This is a genomic window from Paenibacillus sp. FSL R7-0189 (assembly GCF_037969925.1).
GTDB lineage: Bacteria > Bacillota > Bacilli > Paenibacillales > Paenibacillaceae > Paenibacillus_AQ > Paenibacillus_AQ odorifer.
Map to the genome: position 1 here is coordinate 5,764,973 of NZ_CP150223.1, position 17,242 is coordinate 5,782,214.

The 17,242-nt window shown below is 44.3% G+C and carries 5 protein-coding genes and 1 pseudogene; 2 read left to right on the forward strand and 4 right to left on the reverse strand.

The annotated features are described in order from the left end of the window. Positions 1-87: 87 nt before the first annotated feature. Both MKY63_RS25330 and MKY63_RS25335 read right to left on the reverse strand, forming a co-directional pair. The gene (locus tag MKY63_RS25330; RefSeq protein WP_036677052.1) at positions 88-6,885 is read right to left on the reverse strand and encodes a stalk domain-containing protein; all 6,798 of its coding nucleotides are present in this window, start codon (positions 6,883-6,885) and stop codon (positions 88-90) included. A 108-nt stretch (positions 6,886-6,993) separates the two neighbouring features. After that, a complete protein-coding gene (locus tag MKY63_RS25335; RefSeq protein WP_036677055.1) occupies positions 6,994-7,935 on the reverse strand; it encodes a hypothetical protein in 942 nt (313 codons plus the stop codon). Between the two features lie 975 nt (positions 7,936-8,910). Between MKY63_RS25335 and MKY63_RS25340 the strand changes: the two are divergent. Both MKY63_RS25340 and MKY63_RS25345 read left to right on the forward strand, forming a co-directional pair. Further along, a pseudogene (locus tag MKY63_RS25340) lies at positions 8,911-10,059 on the forward strand (glycosyl hydrolase family 8); the annotation flags it as partial. A gap of 81 nt (positions 10,060-10,140) precedes the next feature. Beyond that, the gene (locus tag MKY63_RS25345) at positions 10,141-10,752 is read left to right on the forward strand and encodes a discoidin domain-containing protein (protein ID WP_235219396.1); all 612 of its coding nucleotides are present in this window, start codon (positions 10,141-10,143) and stop codon (positions 10,750-10,752) included. Between the two features lie 306 nt (positions 10,753-11,058). Here MKY63_RS25345 and MKY63_RS25350 read toward each other — a convergent pair whose 3' ends face one another. Both MKY63_RS25350 and MKY63_RS25355 read right to left on the reverse strand, forming a co-directional pair. Beyond that, entirely contained in the window at positions 11,059-11,232 is a 174-nt protein-coding gene (locus tag MKY63_RS25350; protein ID WP_162164256.1) for a hypothetical protein, read from the reverse strand. Between the two features lie 112 nt (positions 11,233-11,344). After that, positions 11,345-16,951: a hypothetical protein gene (locus MKY63_RS25355; RefSeq protein WP_076274561.1), complete on the reverse strand. Its 5,607-nt coding sequence runs from the start codon at positions 16,949-16,951 to the stop codon at positions 11,345-11,347. Positions 16,952-17,242 lie beyond the last annotated feature (291 nt).

Consider the following 17,242-nt stretch of genomic DNA (forward strand, 5'->3'; position numbering starts at 1 on the left):
TCGTCCATGCCTGGCGCACACTAGAAAACCCTCTAACATACAGTGCATGTTAGAGGGTTTCGTGCGTAGCTGCTAATTTTAGGAATACTACTTCATGATACTAATAGATTTCGAAGTATTATCGAAGAATATATTTGCACCAAAATACTCAGCAATGAAACGTAATGGGAGCATAGTACGACCGTTTACAAGTTCAGCTGCTACATCCATTCCTGGTGCAAGTTCACCGATCTTAATCGACAAAGTCTGACCTTTCAAGGTAATCATTACGGTTTTCGTAACGTTATCCCAGCTTACATTTGCTCCTAAGCTCTCAGCAACGAAGCGCAGTGGCACTAACGTTCTGCCTTTAACTACCATCGAAGCAACATCCATACTCATTTCGATTCCGTTTAATTTATACCCTGTCTTCCCTAAAGTGAATTCCAATTTCACAGGTTCAGGCTTGGTTGTAACGAAGATATAGCCTAGTCCTTTTGCCTTGAAGGTAAATTTACCTGTCTCATGGTCATAGTTGCCGCCTAAACGTTCCATATTACCGTTCAATCGAAGCATGACACCGCATAACATGCTAAGATCGTTTGTCGACAACTTCTCTTTTGACAGATCGAAGATTACGGGTATAAGCCCTGTATAATCCGTTACTTCCCGGCCATCCGCGAAGATCTTCAATTCATATCCCCGCCCTATAGCTCCGTCTCTTTCATCTACAGGTTTAATAACAACCTTCATCCGCTTTCCTGTATTCAATTGCTTCAACAATTCAGCGGACAATTCAACAGATAAGGTGTCATTCGTAACGATTAGCGGTTTGTCAGCTTTAATAATCGCACCGATCGTATCGCTTTGAATCTCAAGCTCATCTTTTCCGGCTGACATCGTCAATTCAATGGAATTGCCCTTCTTCAGCTTCTCTTTGATTGTAGCATCAATACGCTCCGCTACTGATAACTCTGGCGAAGGAGTCGGCGTACTGCTGTGGCCATTTGAATTGCCGCCATTGTTATTGCCATTATTGCCACCACTGTCATTTGTAGTAATTACAATAGTTAACTCTATCGTATCCATGCCAGCATGATTGGAAGCCGTAATATTGAATTTGTAAGTTCCCGCTTCAGTAGGCACGCCTGAAATAACACCCGTAGCTCCTTCTAAATTCAACCCAAAAGGTAAATAATTATCGCTTACTGTCCAAGTAATCGGTTCGTCGCCGTATACTGCTAATGTTACCGTATACGGTTGTCCAACTTTGCCGTTTGGCAAATTCTTAGTGATAATCTCCGGAGCTGTAACAACTGGCTTATCCTCTTTAATCTCGATGCTCAATACTCGCTCATCTATACCAAAGTCATTCGTTGCTGCAACCGTGAATTCGTAATATCCTGTCTCTTGAGGTGTACCCGAAATAACGCCTGTTGCTTCATCTAGGTTCAAATCTACTGGCAAATCTCCTCCCTGGACCTTCCAAGTAATCGGTTCGCTGCCATATACCGCTAGTGTTACCGTATACGGTTGTCCAACTTTTCCGCTTGGCAAATTCTTAGTGATAATCCCCGGAGCTGTGTCAACTGAGACATCTTTAGTGATCACTATATTGAACGGTTTTGTGTCACTGCCTGCGTCATTATTTGCTTGAACTTTGAACGTAAATTGACCCCACTGATCCGGTGTACCAGAGATAACACCTGCACCTTCATCCAAGCTCAATCCTGATGGTAATTGTCCCTCTACAACGGCCCATTTGATAGGCTTATCGCCTTCAGTCGTAAGAACTGCCGAATAAGGTTGTCCGACCTTGCCATCCGCAAGCGAATTCGTCGTAATCGTTGGTGCCGTACCTGCGTCTTCAACCCATTTCGCATATAATCCAATATCCCTTGTAACAGGATCAGCAACGAAATCCCAGGCATCGTTTAATCCTGCATCTTGATACCAACCGCCGAAAACAGTTTCTTCTTTTGTCGGCGCTGTTGGCTCGGTAATTGTCTCGCCCAGATCAGCGAACTTCATCGCAACTTCGCTGCCACCATTGGAATCAAAAGTTACCGCATAAGGGTTGTGTGCGCCGATGGAAGGCGTTCTGCCGCTAAGTGGATTGCCAAAGAAGTCTGTTCTCTCCGTCATATGAGGCAGAGCGTTCGCGCGATCCACATATGGGCTTACAATCTCAGCACCTGCACCATAGGCCAGGTTATTACCGTCAGCAAGACGGAACCCGTTCATCGCACTATAATCAAGTTTGGCATCCGCTGTTCCGCTGTTGGTAATCCAATGTTCCGGAGCAGATTTATAATCATTTAATATAGAATTTAGTTCCTCTTCCGTTACATAGCGGTTGTCTGTTGCTGTTACGCCTGCACCTAGATACCCGCCACCACCTGCGTTCATGCTACCAAAAAGATTAGCCGGATATACAATGTTGTTTGTAAACCGTCCGGTTGCAAATGGAGCTGATGTTCCCCCGCCTTTCAGACCAACCTGGTTGTTTGCCCCAGTGTAGGCAAATATATTATTTTGGAAATAAATGTGCAAGTTGGAGGCTGTCGGGTCAAATACTAACGAACTGCTATTCTTCAATGGTGTGACGATAACATTGTTATAGTATAAGCCACTTAATTCCTCGCTCGTTGAAGAACCTCCTGCAAGCAATATTAGACTGTTAAAACTCTTGTTAAAATCCGGGCTGCGGCCGTCGTTCACGCTAATATTATAGCGAACGATATTGCCCTTGGCAGCGTTCATCTGTAAGTACCAACCACCATAGTTATTTCGGCTGTAATTGTATTCATACACATTGTCCTGACAATAGTTGTCAATGTCCCAAGCCATACCGTCATTACTTGCATGATAAGGGTTATCCACAGCTTCATTATAGCGGAAGATGGTGCCTTTACTTGCCATAATCCACGCTGCTGCATAGTTTTGCGAACCTAGATATGTTGGTGTTGTATTATTTGGACCCCAGTTCGTAACCAGATTGCCGCTCTTATCGCTTAAATAGCTATAACCGTTGTCTGTGACCACATTTCGTTCCACAAGGGAGTTGTTCCCGCCGGACATGACAATGCCATCTCCAACCGAACTAGAAACCCAGTTGTTTCTAAACACAGCGTTGGATGCCCAAGGATAGCTTGAGTTACTCCAAGTAATACCTGTGTTATTAGTCCCTGGATTGCTTGGCCCGTAGGCATTATTGCGAATACCTTCGTTATCACAACGAAGGGTTTTGTTGCCTTCAACCAATATATCTACATAACCATTAATAATGATGCCGCCGGATACCTTACTTGCTCCATTTGCTTGGTGCAGCCCATTAACATCATGAACATAGTTATCTCGAATGACGATTCCTTGCATACGAGCATCAGCATAATCTTGAATATTAAACTGTCCTTGTCCCAGCTTGGAAATCCGTGACATTACAGCGATACCGGAACGGCCGTCACCTGCCGCATTGCCGATGTTCGTTACTTCAATTCCACTGACAATCCAATAGTTAACGTCATATAACTCAATGGTACCGTTTAAGGAAATGCCAGATGGGCTCGACGCTGTTCCTCCACCATTAATTACCGGGCGTTTGTTAGGGTCGGTCGTATTATATTTTGTAAGCGTAATCGGATTTCCTTCCTCACCATTGCCACGCAGTCTGATTTGTTCATTCCATACGCTATTCGCATCCAGATAAATGGTTGAACCTGGCATAAATACATATTCATTAATTTTGGAGATTGATTTCCATGCTGTAGCCGGTGTGCGTCCATCTGCATGATCGTCACCGTTATTGGAGAAATAATAATCACGGACTTCAAGGGGTACAATGTTCAACTCGAATGTGATTTCGGCAGGATACAGATCAAGTCTAACGGTATATTTCCCCGGCACGATATTATTTCTTGCGAATGATTCTTTGTTAATTTTCAATACATTACCGCTAACCGTATAATCCACATCCCGCTGCAGTGTTACAGCGCCGATCTCCACTCCAGCTAGATCTGCTAAATCAGGATTTACGGTGATATTATAGTCGTCCAGACCCATAACATATGTGCTGTCTTCCAAGTGGCTATACTCTTTGGGCAAAAGCTTTAGCGTAATAGAAGATGTTCCGGTTTGGGCTGTTATTCCACTATCGATAACATATACGTCATCGATAAAGTGCCTGTTCTGTATATCCTTAACCGTTCCAGCCTTGTTGCCCCAGTTCGTAGCAAGCTGCAATGCATCGATCTTGGAAATATTGTTCTTAACTAGGGTATCAAAATTTCCGCCATCTGTTGATTGCCTTTGAATGTCTTGTCCGTCAATTTTATAGGTTGTTCCTGTTGATGTAACGAACCATTGAAATTTATGCCAGCCTTCACTTCGCTTGACATCTACAGGATAGAATCTCCCGGATGAACCGGGTCTGACTGCGTAATTGGTCAGATTTGCCGTCCAGTCACCATCTCCATTGCCATAATTTATTGCGATATGTTCATTGGACGATGGGGTTAAGCCAAAGACAGCGTGGTCATTGGAAGCGGCTCTGCCATCATCATAGTACCAAGCAGTAACGATTGTTGTCTTACCGGTTGCAGGGGCGTAATTATAGGTACCTGGAACAGTCGCCACCTGACCGGCGCCGCTTGATGTCGCGGCCTTTCCTCCGGTACGGGACATCACATCGCTGTGAATATATCCGTTCGCACCATTTGAAAATTTCTTCTCCCCTTCAAATCCATCGTAAAATTTAGTGTCAGCCTTATTGAAGTAATCAACGCTCACATGTACAGTAACTTCTTCGTTCCCTGTCGGAATATAACCTTTCTTAACCGTCACGAATCCGGCATCATCAACTTCAATCTTATTCTTGTCTTGATCCGCCGGACTGAAGCTGATGTTATCAGCAACGAACACATCAGCTGTGTCAACCATTAACCGCGTTCTATCTCCTGCCCGTAATGTATCGTTCTGGCGAATTAGCGCAATGTTCGCTGAATATTGTGCACTCTCCCCTGATTCATCAGAGTCCAAGAATCGTGACGTTGCGTTGCCGTTTGCCTTTACTTTAAAGGTATCGTTTAAAGTCGGAGACAAAGCCGTATCATTGCTTGTCGCTGCAATCGGGCTTCCATTAACCACTCCATTACTGAAGAGTTGAACCGAATAGGCAGATGCGTTAGCGACGCGATCCCATGTAGCGTATGTGCCGTTCCATCTGGCATTTGCCGGTGTAGGCAATTTCTCGATTTTCAATATTCCGGATGCTGCAACTTCTTCACTGATATCTCCCGCATTATTTATGACAATAGCTGTAACAGTGTAGTTGCCCACTCCCAGTGCCCTTGCATAGGGCAGAACATGATGCCTTTCATGATTGTTAGGCTGGTCGGGCCCCCCATTTTTCGATAAATAATAACCAACAGGTCCACCGTCTTTGAACAGTGTTACAAGGGTATCGCCGTAATTGGAAGCGCCATTATAAATACCCGTATCCGAGTCAAGCGTTGGATTAATTGGTGCATTCACCTGCGTATTGGTGGTTATCAACAACGGTACAGCATGGGATTTCACCACAACTCCCTCTGCCGAGGAGACTTCGCAATAATAAAAATTGCCTTGTTGTGAAGCTGCGTCCACATTGGAAAGTGTTAATACTGCCTTATCAGCTCCGCTGACTTTTGTCCCGCTCAAGCCAGTCTCGTCATCAGATACATACCATTGATAAGCAGTAGCAGCGGCTGTTGCCGTAATGCTAAATGTTGCTGTTTCACTTTGTTTCACTTCTGCCCTTGTTGGCTGAGTGATTATTTCTAAATTTGGCAATCCGCCGGGAGGTACCAAATTCACTGTTAATGTTCTGGTACCTGTTGTTGTAGCCACATCTTTTACAACATAAAAATCGTCAATTAGATGTTTATTTTTAATATAAGCTTTGTTCCCTGACTGGCTATTCCATCCTCCAGCTATTTTAGGCTGAATGGTTGTACCGCTCTTCATAGCTTTGTAAATATCACTTTGCGCTGAATCGGATATTAATGTTCCGTCTATTTGTAACGTCGCACCATTCGGTGTAATAAGCCACTCGAATTTATGCCAGCCTGTGGAACGTAAAGCCCCGCTATCTTTCCAACGGTTGCCTGCTGTACCCGCTGATGATGGTTCATAAGCCCAAGTATATTTCGTCGGGTTATGAATAACATCAGCCTCTGAACTTTGATAGAATGTCCCGGCAAAGGTGGCATTTTTGCCATCTACAATAGCAAATTGCGTTCTATCCGTCGCAGTCTTCTCCTCATTAGGATACGGGTCAAAATACCATGCCGTCATCTTATAATTGCTGCCAGCCGGCAATGCCACGTCCTGGGCTACCTTTTCATTATTCGTATCATCCGATGGTGTAATCGCTTTCAATCCAGAGCGGGACTGTGCATCGGACAGCGTGAATGACGAGCCTAATTTGCTCATAGATGTCATCGGACCATCGTTGTTCTCGAAGTCCTCCATGAATAACACTTCTGAGTCAGGGTAATAACCTGCCGTGGCCGTGATTGTCACCGGGACGCCCGGGGCACCTGGCGACGCAAATGTATAACCGTTAGATAAAGTAATGTTACCCTGATTATTAACAGTTAAAAGATGCGAATTGCTGGAATCATAACTTACCTCGTCAATAACCGGTCCTTTAACCAGACTGCTTAAAGGCGAACCTTTATAGGAAAGATTTACCCTGCCTGCCTGACCTGCGGCTTGTGTCAATTCTAGTACAACGGAGTCAAAAGATTCGCCCCCTCCCGCAGCTGATACTTCAGATGAAGGCGCCAAGCCGAACAGACCAGGGAATGCCAACGTTGTTGCCGTAACTATCGACAAAGCTTTTTGCATCCATTTCGATCGTATCATTCCAAAATTTCCTCCCTTTGAAATTAATAAATTTATACTTTATAAAAAATCTGTATCTATGGAAATCTCAATAGACATAGATTTTTATAAACTTAAAAACTAACTATTCTAGTTCACTACTAATTCACTGAATCGATTACCGTTATACACGATCTTCAATTTATTCGTATTTGTAATTAACGCTCGCAAGTCAGATTCCGCCCATTCGTATATAATGGAATCTTTCACTTCTTCCAGTTTAAGCTTGGTGATTTCCGGTTTTGTGATTAATGTGGCAATGACATCCTCGTCCATATATTTACCGATTACTGTCTCACCTACAGAAGCAGCAGCTAATGACTCCCAGAACTTAAGAGACTCGGTATCTTCTTTGGATATATCCAAACGATTTAGCACTTTCTCTTCCTTGGCCTGCCCCGTTGTCGCTAACGCAGCCGTTAATTTATCAGCAACACGAGTATATTCCGCACTTTTTGATGCATACTCAACTTGTAACTCCGCGTTGCTCATTTTCGTTTTCTTAACCTGGGTTTCTACCAAATCCGGCCAACGGGCGCCACTTAAATATTGCATGTATTGATATAAATCAAACTGAGGCAGCCCATAGTATGTCTCTCCTGAATCATCCATCTTAGCTCGCTTAACATTTTCATCATCCATGTCGGATTCTAGCTCATCAAAGCTTTTATAAGGGGCGATCCCCCGCTCATCTGCAATAAATTGCTCCTGCTTGGTTTTTAGCAATGCAGTCATCGCAGAATTTTTGGCGTATTCAGAGGGGGTTTCATGATTTTTGCCGTATTTACGTGTCCAGAAGCCCTCATCTACTTGAGCCCCATAAGTTCTGAAGAAATAGTCTGCTGTTACAGCTCTTTGCTCTGTTACATAGAAATGAAATTCTTCCTCTGTTACTGCATATCCATCTACGGTAAATATCCAGTTTTCAGGCAGCTCCGCCTTTTTGTTAGTTAAGCCCAACATGAGTAAAGCAAGAACAATCAGAGCGGTAAACAAGATAATCACTGTTGGTTTTCGTCTTGTAATCCCCATGACAGCCCCCTTTCCAATATTCAACCTAGCTTTGCATGAAAGCCATGACAGTGAAATTCTTCCCCGTTGCAGGAGAAGTTCCCAAATTTAAATGGTTAGACATTATTGTAAGTTTAGCCACCCCCTAATGTAAGCGCTTATTTAGACTGAATTAGAACAAATTTGACTTATAAAAAAACAGTCCTAGTTCGCAACTTTGTGTGTACTAGGGGATCAATATCTTAAAAAGGAACTGTCGTTTGGTGTAAACGCTTTTATTTATGGATATTAATTTTTAAATTTTATTCACAAACACCTAGACACGGCGAAAATAGTTGTGATACATTTGAGCATAAGTAATGCTGCTGGGTTAGCAATTTCTACCTATAGGTGAAAAGTGACGTTGAGGATGCGATGATTTCCTATTGAAGCGCATATCTTCAAATCTCTTCAGCATATAAGTCAAATGTCACTTTCGCCCTAAAGTTAAAGCGCTTAAACTTTATAGGCTTAAATAACATCTATTGTTAAGCGTGTTACTTTGGAGATCAGACTATAGGGAAGGAGGATTCATTGACGTTAATTAAAAACCGTCACTTAAGGAGAAATTTTTGTGCACTCATTGAAATCGACCTCGGGCACAATGAAAGTGTTAATAGTAACGTTGAGGATGCGATGATTCCCTAATGAAGCACGTATCTCCATATCTTTTTCAGCATATAAGTAAATGTCACTTCCGCCCTAAAGTTAAAGCGCTTAAACATTATAAGCGTGTGTAGCACTTATTGTTAAGCGTTTTACTTTGGAGATCATTCTATAGGGAAGGAGAATTCATTGACGTTAATTAAACTAACCATCACTTAAGGAGGAATTTTTATGTACTCATTGAAATCGACCTCAGGCACAATGAAAGTGATGTTACTTGTTATGCTTTCGGCGGTTATGCTTCTATCGACATTAGCCGCACCTGCACCGCTTCAACCAAAAGCTCATGGAGCGGGTGAATTGAAACCGTTTCCTCAACAAGTCAGCTATCCGGGTATCATTAAACCAAACCACGTCAGTCAATCCTCGTTGAATAGTTCTGTAGCTTCCTACTATGACTACTGGAAGGCTACTTATCTTAAAAACAACCTGTCCTCGCTGCCTGGAGGATACTATGTAAAAGGTGACATTACTGGCGAAGCGGACGGCTTCGATCCGCTAGGCACATCGGAAGGCCAAGGATACGGTATGGTCATTACCGTGCTTATGGCCGGTTACGATACGAATTCCAGAACAATCTATGACGGTTTGTTCAAAACGGCTAGAGCGTTCAAGAGCTCTAACAACCCGAACCTGATGGGATGGGTAGTAGCAGATAGTACTGGGGCTCAAGGGCACTTCGGTTCGGCAACAGACGGGGACCTCGATATCGCTTACTCCCTTATTCTAGCTGATCGCCAATGGGGCTCGACCGGAACGATCAATTATTTGGCTGAAGCCAAAAAGATGATTGGCGCTATTAAGCTTAGCAATGTGACAACTAACAACAGGCTCAACCTTGGTGACTGGGATACGAAGAGCGCCTTGAATACCCGTCCCTCCGACTGGATGCTCAGCCATCTACGGGCTTTCAATGAAGTAACTGGAGATTCAACTTGGCTAAATGTCATCAACAATCTGTATAACGTATACAGCCAATTTACAGCAGCTTATTCGTCTAGCACAGGTCTGATATCGGACTTCGTGGTAGGCAACCCGCCTAAGCCGGCTCCCCCAAACTATTTGGAAGAGTTCCCTGAAACAAATGAATACAACTACAATGCAAGCCGTGTACCACTTCGGATCGTAATGGATTACGCCTTGTACGGAGATACCCGCGGTAAGGATATCGCTAATAAAATGGTGGTATGGATCAAAGGAAAAACAGGCAACAATCCGAACAATGTGAAGGACGGTTACCAACTGAACGGTTCGAATCGCGGTACTTATGCAACAGCGGTATTCGTAGCGCCTTTCATCTCCGCAGCGACGACTACCAGCACGCATCAAGCTTGGGTCAATGCCGGTTGGGACTGGATGAAGAACAAAAAGGAAAGTTACTTCAGCGACTCCTTTAACATGCTGAACCTACTGTTCATCTCGGGGAACTGGTGGAAGCCTACCTACAGTGCAGCGGATGCACAAGCACCCTCGGATCCAACGAATCTGACCGCAACAGCAGCTTCAAGCAGCCAAATTAATCTGAGTTGGACTGCTTCCACAGATAATGTCGGTGTAACAGGCTATCGGGTTTTCCGTGGCGGCGTGGAAGTAGGCGCACCTACAGACACATCCTTCAGCGATACCGGACTTACCGCATCGACAGCTTACAGCTTTACGGTGAAAGCTGTCGATGCCGCAGGCAACCTGTCTGCTAACAGCAATACCGCAACAGCAACTACAAGTGCAACTTCTCCTGACAACACCAACCTTGCGCTAGGTAAGACAGCGGTAGCCAGCTCTATCGAAGGTGCAGGATTTGAAGCTTCCAAGGCAACAGACGGCAACTCCACTACCCGTTGGGCGAGCATGGAAGGAAGCAACAATGAATGGATTTACGTCGATCTGGGTGCAACCCAAAGTGTGAACCGCGTCAAGTTGAATTGGGAAGATGCTTACGCTAAAGGCTACAAAGTTCAGGTGTCTAACGACGCAACAACATGGACGGATACTTACGTAACAACGACCGGTAATGGTTCTATTGACGATATTACATTTACCGCAAATAGCGGACGTTACGTCAGAGTGCTGTGTACTGCTAGAGGGACCGTATACGGTTATTCAATATTCGATTTCGAGGTTTACGGCTCTTAATTGAACAAAGCCTGGCGGATATGAATCCGTCAGGCTTTGTTACTTTTGCTTAGGGCAGCGACGGTTCTATAAACCGTAGTATCACTGGATGTGCAGCTATATGGACTTCATTTCGATTATAGGAGAATAAGAACCATTTCCATTGCGACATTTGCTCGTATCTCTTTATTAAAGATTAAATATCCCGAAATCTGGATGCCTCCCTCCACTCTCATATCCTGATCTTGATCATTTATTCGATTTATCGTTCGCAACAAGGTTGATTTCTAGCAACCGGAGGGGCCGATCAAAGCCGTAATTGATTTTTCAAGGATGCACATAGTTATATTTTTTAATCTGGCACATCTCACGTTCAAAATAATACGGTTGGCTGAAATCGCCCTGCTGATCTAGCATGAGCAGTATCGTGTAAATATCACCCAGTTGTGAGCTTTGAAAGATTAGATTAAATACGATCGGATGCTCCGGCATATGTTCCAAAAATGTACTGTCTTCTTACATCATCGTTTTACAAGTGATTTGCATAATTCAATACTAAATTCCTAGAAATAAAAAGCCGAATGGATCGTTCTCATCCACTCAGCTCATAGGTTTATTTTACAATAATCTGTATAGTATCACTTTCCGTAGTTCCACTTCCATTCATAAACTCACAGTGATATTGATAAATGCCAGGAGTTTTCCCTGAGATTTGTGTAATGGCCGATTGAGCACTTGGTGTTTGTGAAGATAAAGATTGCGTTTCAATGAGTTCGCCATTTTCATATAATCGATATTGTGCTGCGTTCGTGCCCCACCACATATTAGCAGTAATGTTATAGTCCCCATCTTGATCCCAGTTGTCACTAGACAACACAGGTTTGCCGGGATTCGCCTCAGTCACGGTGACGGTGTGTGGATCACATGAAGTCGTTCCATACAAATTCGATAACTCACATGTATACACATAGGTTCCATTCGGCTTTCCTTGAATAGGAATAATGGAAGTCTGGGCAGCAGGCGAAACATCGGCCAGTGACTTCGTTTGGATCAATTGGCCATTCTCGTACAACTTATACAGTGAGCCATTGTTTCCCCACCACATATTCATCGTAACTTCGTAATTGCCATCATTTATGCCTGTGGCAACACCGCTATTATTCGAAAGTGCCGGTTTACCTGGCACCCCATTTGCAAGCAATTCCGGGCTAACGGAATGCCGTTCGAACTTGACTGCATCAGCCCTCGTATAAATCATATCGGCAGGTAGAGTTGGCGGATCTACCGTTGTCGGAGTAACCCTGGTTAGACGAACGTACTCGCTGCCGTCTCCAGTAAAGTCGAACGTTCCTAGATTAACCCAACCTGATGAGCCGACGGTTACATCAATATACGTAACCTCGGTAACCGACTGATGCTTCACTTCCACTTTGACATAGTTATCGTTTGCCGTCGTATGGACGAGCTTGTAAATGGAGACCGTATATTTCCCCTCTGGGAACTGGCCTTTCCACGTCGCTGATGAACCTTGAACGGTAGAATAACGGGACTTAACCCCAATTTTGTATCCAGCTAAATTGCTTTGGCTCCAAGATCCTTCTGTCGTGTATAACCCAGTCGTATTCGTGCTGTCGACAATAACCGTTAAGTCCCTGATCGCAATTGTCATAGAAGGTGTTGTTAAGGTCACCCCGTCAATCGTTACAGTGGCCCATACCTCAATATGATCCGTTTCTCCGTCGAGACTTAGAAGGGTCAACATACCGCTACTGTCCACTTCAGCCAGATCGGTTCGATCAACGAAATACTGCACATTTGCCTGTGATAGATCACCAATCAGACCGTTATCCAAATAGCCGGTTACGCTTAGTTGTGCGGTTTGAGTCATTTGCAGTTCACCCCGATCCGACAGGATCACCACAGACTCCAATTGCGGCATACTGTTTGGATCCACCCACATCATCGCATCGGCAACTACCCGTGACTTGTTGGCCTTATTGGCTAATTCGACATATCCGCTATCGCCTGCTGCAAAAGGATAATCTCCCAGGTGCACCCAAGTCCCATTGGCCGTTGTCTCATCAACGGTAACCGTCTCGGAGCCTCCACTATAATAAACGGTAAATGAGGCATTTGTTGCCCAATTTTCACTTGTAGCGGTTATTTGCGGAAGCTTGTAATACACACTGTAAGTAACACTTTCCGGCAGCTCAGGCCGCCATTTAATTCTGCTTGTCGCTGTGCCGGCAGCCGATTTGGCGTACACATAGTTATCATAGTAATAGTCGTTAGCCGTTGTATCCCGTATCCAGACGCCTTCTGTCTCTGCCTCCTTATTATCCACAATGATCGATGAACTCTCCTGCCAATCCGGTTGAACTGGAGTTTCTTGTACTTGATCAGGCAAATAGAGTGTCCGCTTGCGGGTCTGTTTCCCATCCGATTCCACATAATAAGTGAAGGTTTGGGATAAATCGTTTACCCGTATCGACCATTCCATCGGATAGATCGTATCTGGAATGGTTGTATACGTTACTCCGCCATCCAAGGAATAATGGATCGTCGCTGGTTTTGTCGTTTTTGCCTGCACATAAGCATCATAGACCGTTTCGTCGGGCTTGACGATCAGCATACCTTTAACCGCATCTATTGGACTGTGGATATCGAAGAAATAGCTTGCATCCGATGTATCAGCAGTTCTGACCTGGTGCAGCGGCACATCAATGTTGAGTCCTTCTACAATGATAGCGGTTATTCCCTTGCTTGAAACCGTGGCTTGAATGATTCCGCCACTCATAACCGCTTGCTCTGGTATGCCATTGTCGCGGATGATGGTTACGGTATAATCTTGTGCCGGGTTGAACCCAATGATTTGCGCATTCAATTCGATCGGAGTCTGGACTTCAGCTGACGATTCGTTACTTAACCCGATGTAGAATTTATTCCCGCTCTCTCCCGTTATCCAGTTCAATTGAGGATGGTTGGTCTTGATAATCCCCTTGGGCATCCAGAGCCAAACGTCGGAATTACCGTAAAAATTCCCTGGTTTATTTCCATAGAGGTGATATTTGAACCATAAAAAATTAGTTTCAAAAACAGAAGGAAATGTAATACTACCATTCGATTTCAACGTTTGTTCGCTGATCAAATAATCCATCGTTTGCCCGAGCTGTCCCGGGATATGGTGATAATAGATGGATGTAGCCCCGCTTGGGCCTTCCAGAGGAAACTCTGGCTCAAGTTGGCTAACGGCGAAGCCCTTATAGTAATAACCTGGATAACTAGAATATCGTCCAATAACTGCATTATGAGCAATATCCTGCAGCAGTTTATCACCTGTATAGAGCGACAATCTCAGCATGAATGGAGCTTCCTGAGCATTCATCCGATAATAGCCAGTTGTACTTCCCGCTTCAAACGTCAATCCATTGGGAGAAACAAGCCAACTATCCGCTTGTACGCCTCCGGCTACATCTTCTGGGAGCTTGATCCGAGGATATTGATATTTACCACTTTCCGGCCAATGGAACGACTCCGCGTAATTATACGTCTCAGGCTGCGGAATCGTAACGCTACCTTCAGGAACCGGACGAGCAACGAACATCGTTGCATACCGTTTGGCTTCCTTATAAGCAGCATTCAAGTATTTGGGATCCTGAGTTTCCTCGTAAAGCTCCAAGATCTCCATCCACAGCTTGCTATAATAATAAATGAACTCATTTTTACTAACATTAACAGATGCAGGCGTATCAATATGCTGCATGATATAGCTGTCGGCTGCATCCTTGGCAGCCTGTAAATACTGCGTATCTCCCGTCATACGATACATCATCAGGGGCTGAATAACAGGACCCCGGTCTTTCTGGTCAGGATCACGTACGAGGTACTCTTCTTGTGCCAGCGCCCCAATTCCTGCCGAAGTACCCATCATCTGATTGACAGCGGTTACGCTTGAAAAATCAAACGGCAAGGTTGCCATTTTCCATAACGACGGCACACCGTATACTGGCTTTTGCGTCGGCGACCAGCCTATACCATTTCGCGATAAGCCATACTGGACGGACGGCAATGCTCTCGTATCGTAGAGCTGGTCATCCCCAGTCAAATAGTAAGCCCCCAAAAGAACCGCATTCGAGCTTGTTCGAACGCTATCCTCGTTTTCGATGTCAATAAAGCCCTTGGCACGGCTCCACCACCCGCTGGGTGACGGGACATAATCAACAGAGTCATCCCCTTGCGGCTCTATCTTAAGTAAATCGATCATATTGAACATCGCGTCAGTAAGCGACTGATCTGATACATTTTCCCGGTATGCAGAATAACCGTACTCTTTGCGAAGAATATCCGCGTAGGACTCATACAATTTGCTTTTTTGAGCGATTAGTCCCATATGAAATTGATAAGTGCTTTCTGCGTTCATTTGCGAATAGGTCCCTAATTGAGGAGCATACAAGATTGGCTGCACGCTGCCTTCGTTGTTGACAAGGCTCATGCCAAGCCTTTGCTTCGTAACGCCTCCCGTTGGTTCAAATTCAACCGGAAGCTCATCCGACGGTACAAATACCCCATATGTCAATGGATTCCCCGAACCGTCATTCTTCTCAATTAGACTCATCGGAGCGCTTAGTTCCCTTAAGCTTGTTGATTCCACTGAACCTACCATTTTGGCGTGTGATCTAAAACCATTTAACACTTCATTGACGTCTGAGATTTGCTCTGTTGTGAAGGACTGATAACCGATTACATAATTGCCATCCTTGCGAGGTGTAAAGGCGAAGGAAACATCAGGTTTGTCCCCTGACATGGACCAGTTCACTTGTAAATCGTAATCGCTTTCATGTGAAGAATCGGTTAATATCGCCGTGTGGCTGTCTGGGAAATTGATCTCGTCGAATGTAATCCAGCGTTTGTTCATCGTATCGTAATAATTGGTTCGACTCCCCGCATTCCCATCCAATAAGACCCATTGTTCTTCAAGTCTTTCCGCCACATTATTGACAGGCACCCAGTTCCCCGTATCCGTATCCTTGTAGAACAGATCACGAACGATGGTTTTGCCTTCATCCCAAGCAGCTTCATAAAAAGTAGCCTTATAGCTGGCATTCTCGATGCTACCTTTTTTCGTGTAACTGAGATTCGCCAATGTACGACTGCGCAGCGGAGGCAACGGCGGAGCTTGCTGCCGTATATTCCCTTCAAATTTGACCGCATCGGCCCGCGTAATGATTTTTCCGGTCGTAGGTTGTGTTCGAGTCAGTCTGACAAATTCGCTATCATCACCACTGAAATAATAGGACCCCAAATCAACCCATCCGGCCGATGGCCCCGACGAGGGTCTCAGATCCATAAACATGACATCCGTAATCCCATTGTGAACAATTTCGATTTTAACATTACTGTCTGCTTTATCCGCCCAATCAAGCTTGTTGAATGAAATTTTCGCTGTCCCTGCTTCTAATCGCGGATTCCATGTGATGCTTCTTCCTACTGCATCGGTAAATTTGGAACTGGAATTATTATATCCCTTCACTCCCGTACTTGTAGTCCAATCAGGAGCGGAGAACCCGTTATTTGCGTTATCTACATCAGTGGTGACGACATCATCAATCGTGAGGCTTCCATCATCAATGATGATCGTCTTATGAGGCTCTTTTTGCTGAATATTCCCTTCGAACTTGACCGCATCTGCACGAGTAAGTATCGTGCTGGTTGTGCTGGTAGACCGAGTTAATCTAACGAATTCGTTACCAACTCCGGAAAAATAGTACTCTCCCAAATCAACCCATCCCACAGAAGCGCCAAATGAAGGTCTCAAATCCATAAAGAGAACATCCGTCGTTCCATTGTGGACGATTTCAATTTTTACATTGCTATCCGCTTTATCTTCCCAGTTAAGCTTGTATAACGAAATTCTCGCCGTTCCCGCTTCCAATCGTGGATTCCATGATATCGTTCTGCCTGCTGTACTCGTATATTTGGAGCTGGAGTTATCATACCCCTTCACCCCTGTACTTGTGGTCCAATTCGGAGCCGAATATCCGTTGTTCTCGTTACCCACATCAGGTGTCACAACATCATTGATCGTGATGCTCCCGTCATCGATAATAATCGTCTTATACGGTAAGGTCTCTGCATAAGCGGTCTTTATTCCGTCTAGGCTGAAAGGAACTAATATCGTCACGATGAAAACGATTAAGAAAAACAGCTTCCTTTTTATCATACAACTCACAGCCTCCCTTAAGTTGATAACGCTTTCAAAATAATAAAACCCTCCTTTGTTCGAAGATCATAAAGAAGCAATCAGCCGTATTCTTCTGGCTAATCCCGCTCCGTCGTTTTTATCATAGCATGTCACATAACTGTGAAATTTCTTTGATTTCAAGAATTTCTTATAAGATTTTAAGCAAGAAGAAACGACTTTGTCTTCCTTTAAAAAAGAGACCTACATCATAACTGGCCGCTCAACTGCAGTCAGTATGATATAGGTCTTTCAATTGGAGAAAACCTTATG

Excerpts from the sequence above, each read along its gene's own strand:
- MKY63_RS25335 (WP_036677055.1), bottom strand. The coding sequence starts at position 7,935 with ATGGGGATTACAAGACGAAAACCAACAGTGATTATCTTGTTTACCGCT.
- MKY63_RS25330 (WP_036677052.1), bottom strand. The coding sequence starts at position 6,885 with ATGATACGATCGAAATGGATGCAAAAAGCTTTGTCGATAGTTACGGCA.
- MKY63_RS25355 (WP_076274561.1), bottom strand. The coding sequence starts at position 16,951 with ATGATAAAAAGGAAGCTGTTTTTCTTAATCGTTTTCATCGTGACGATA.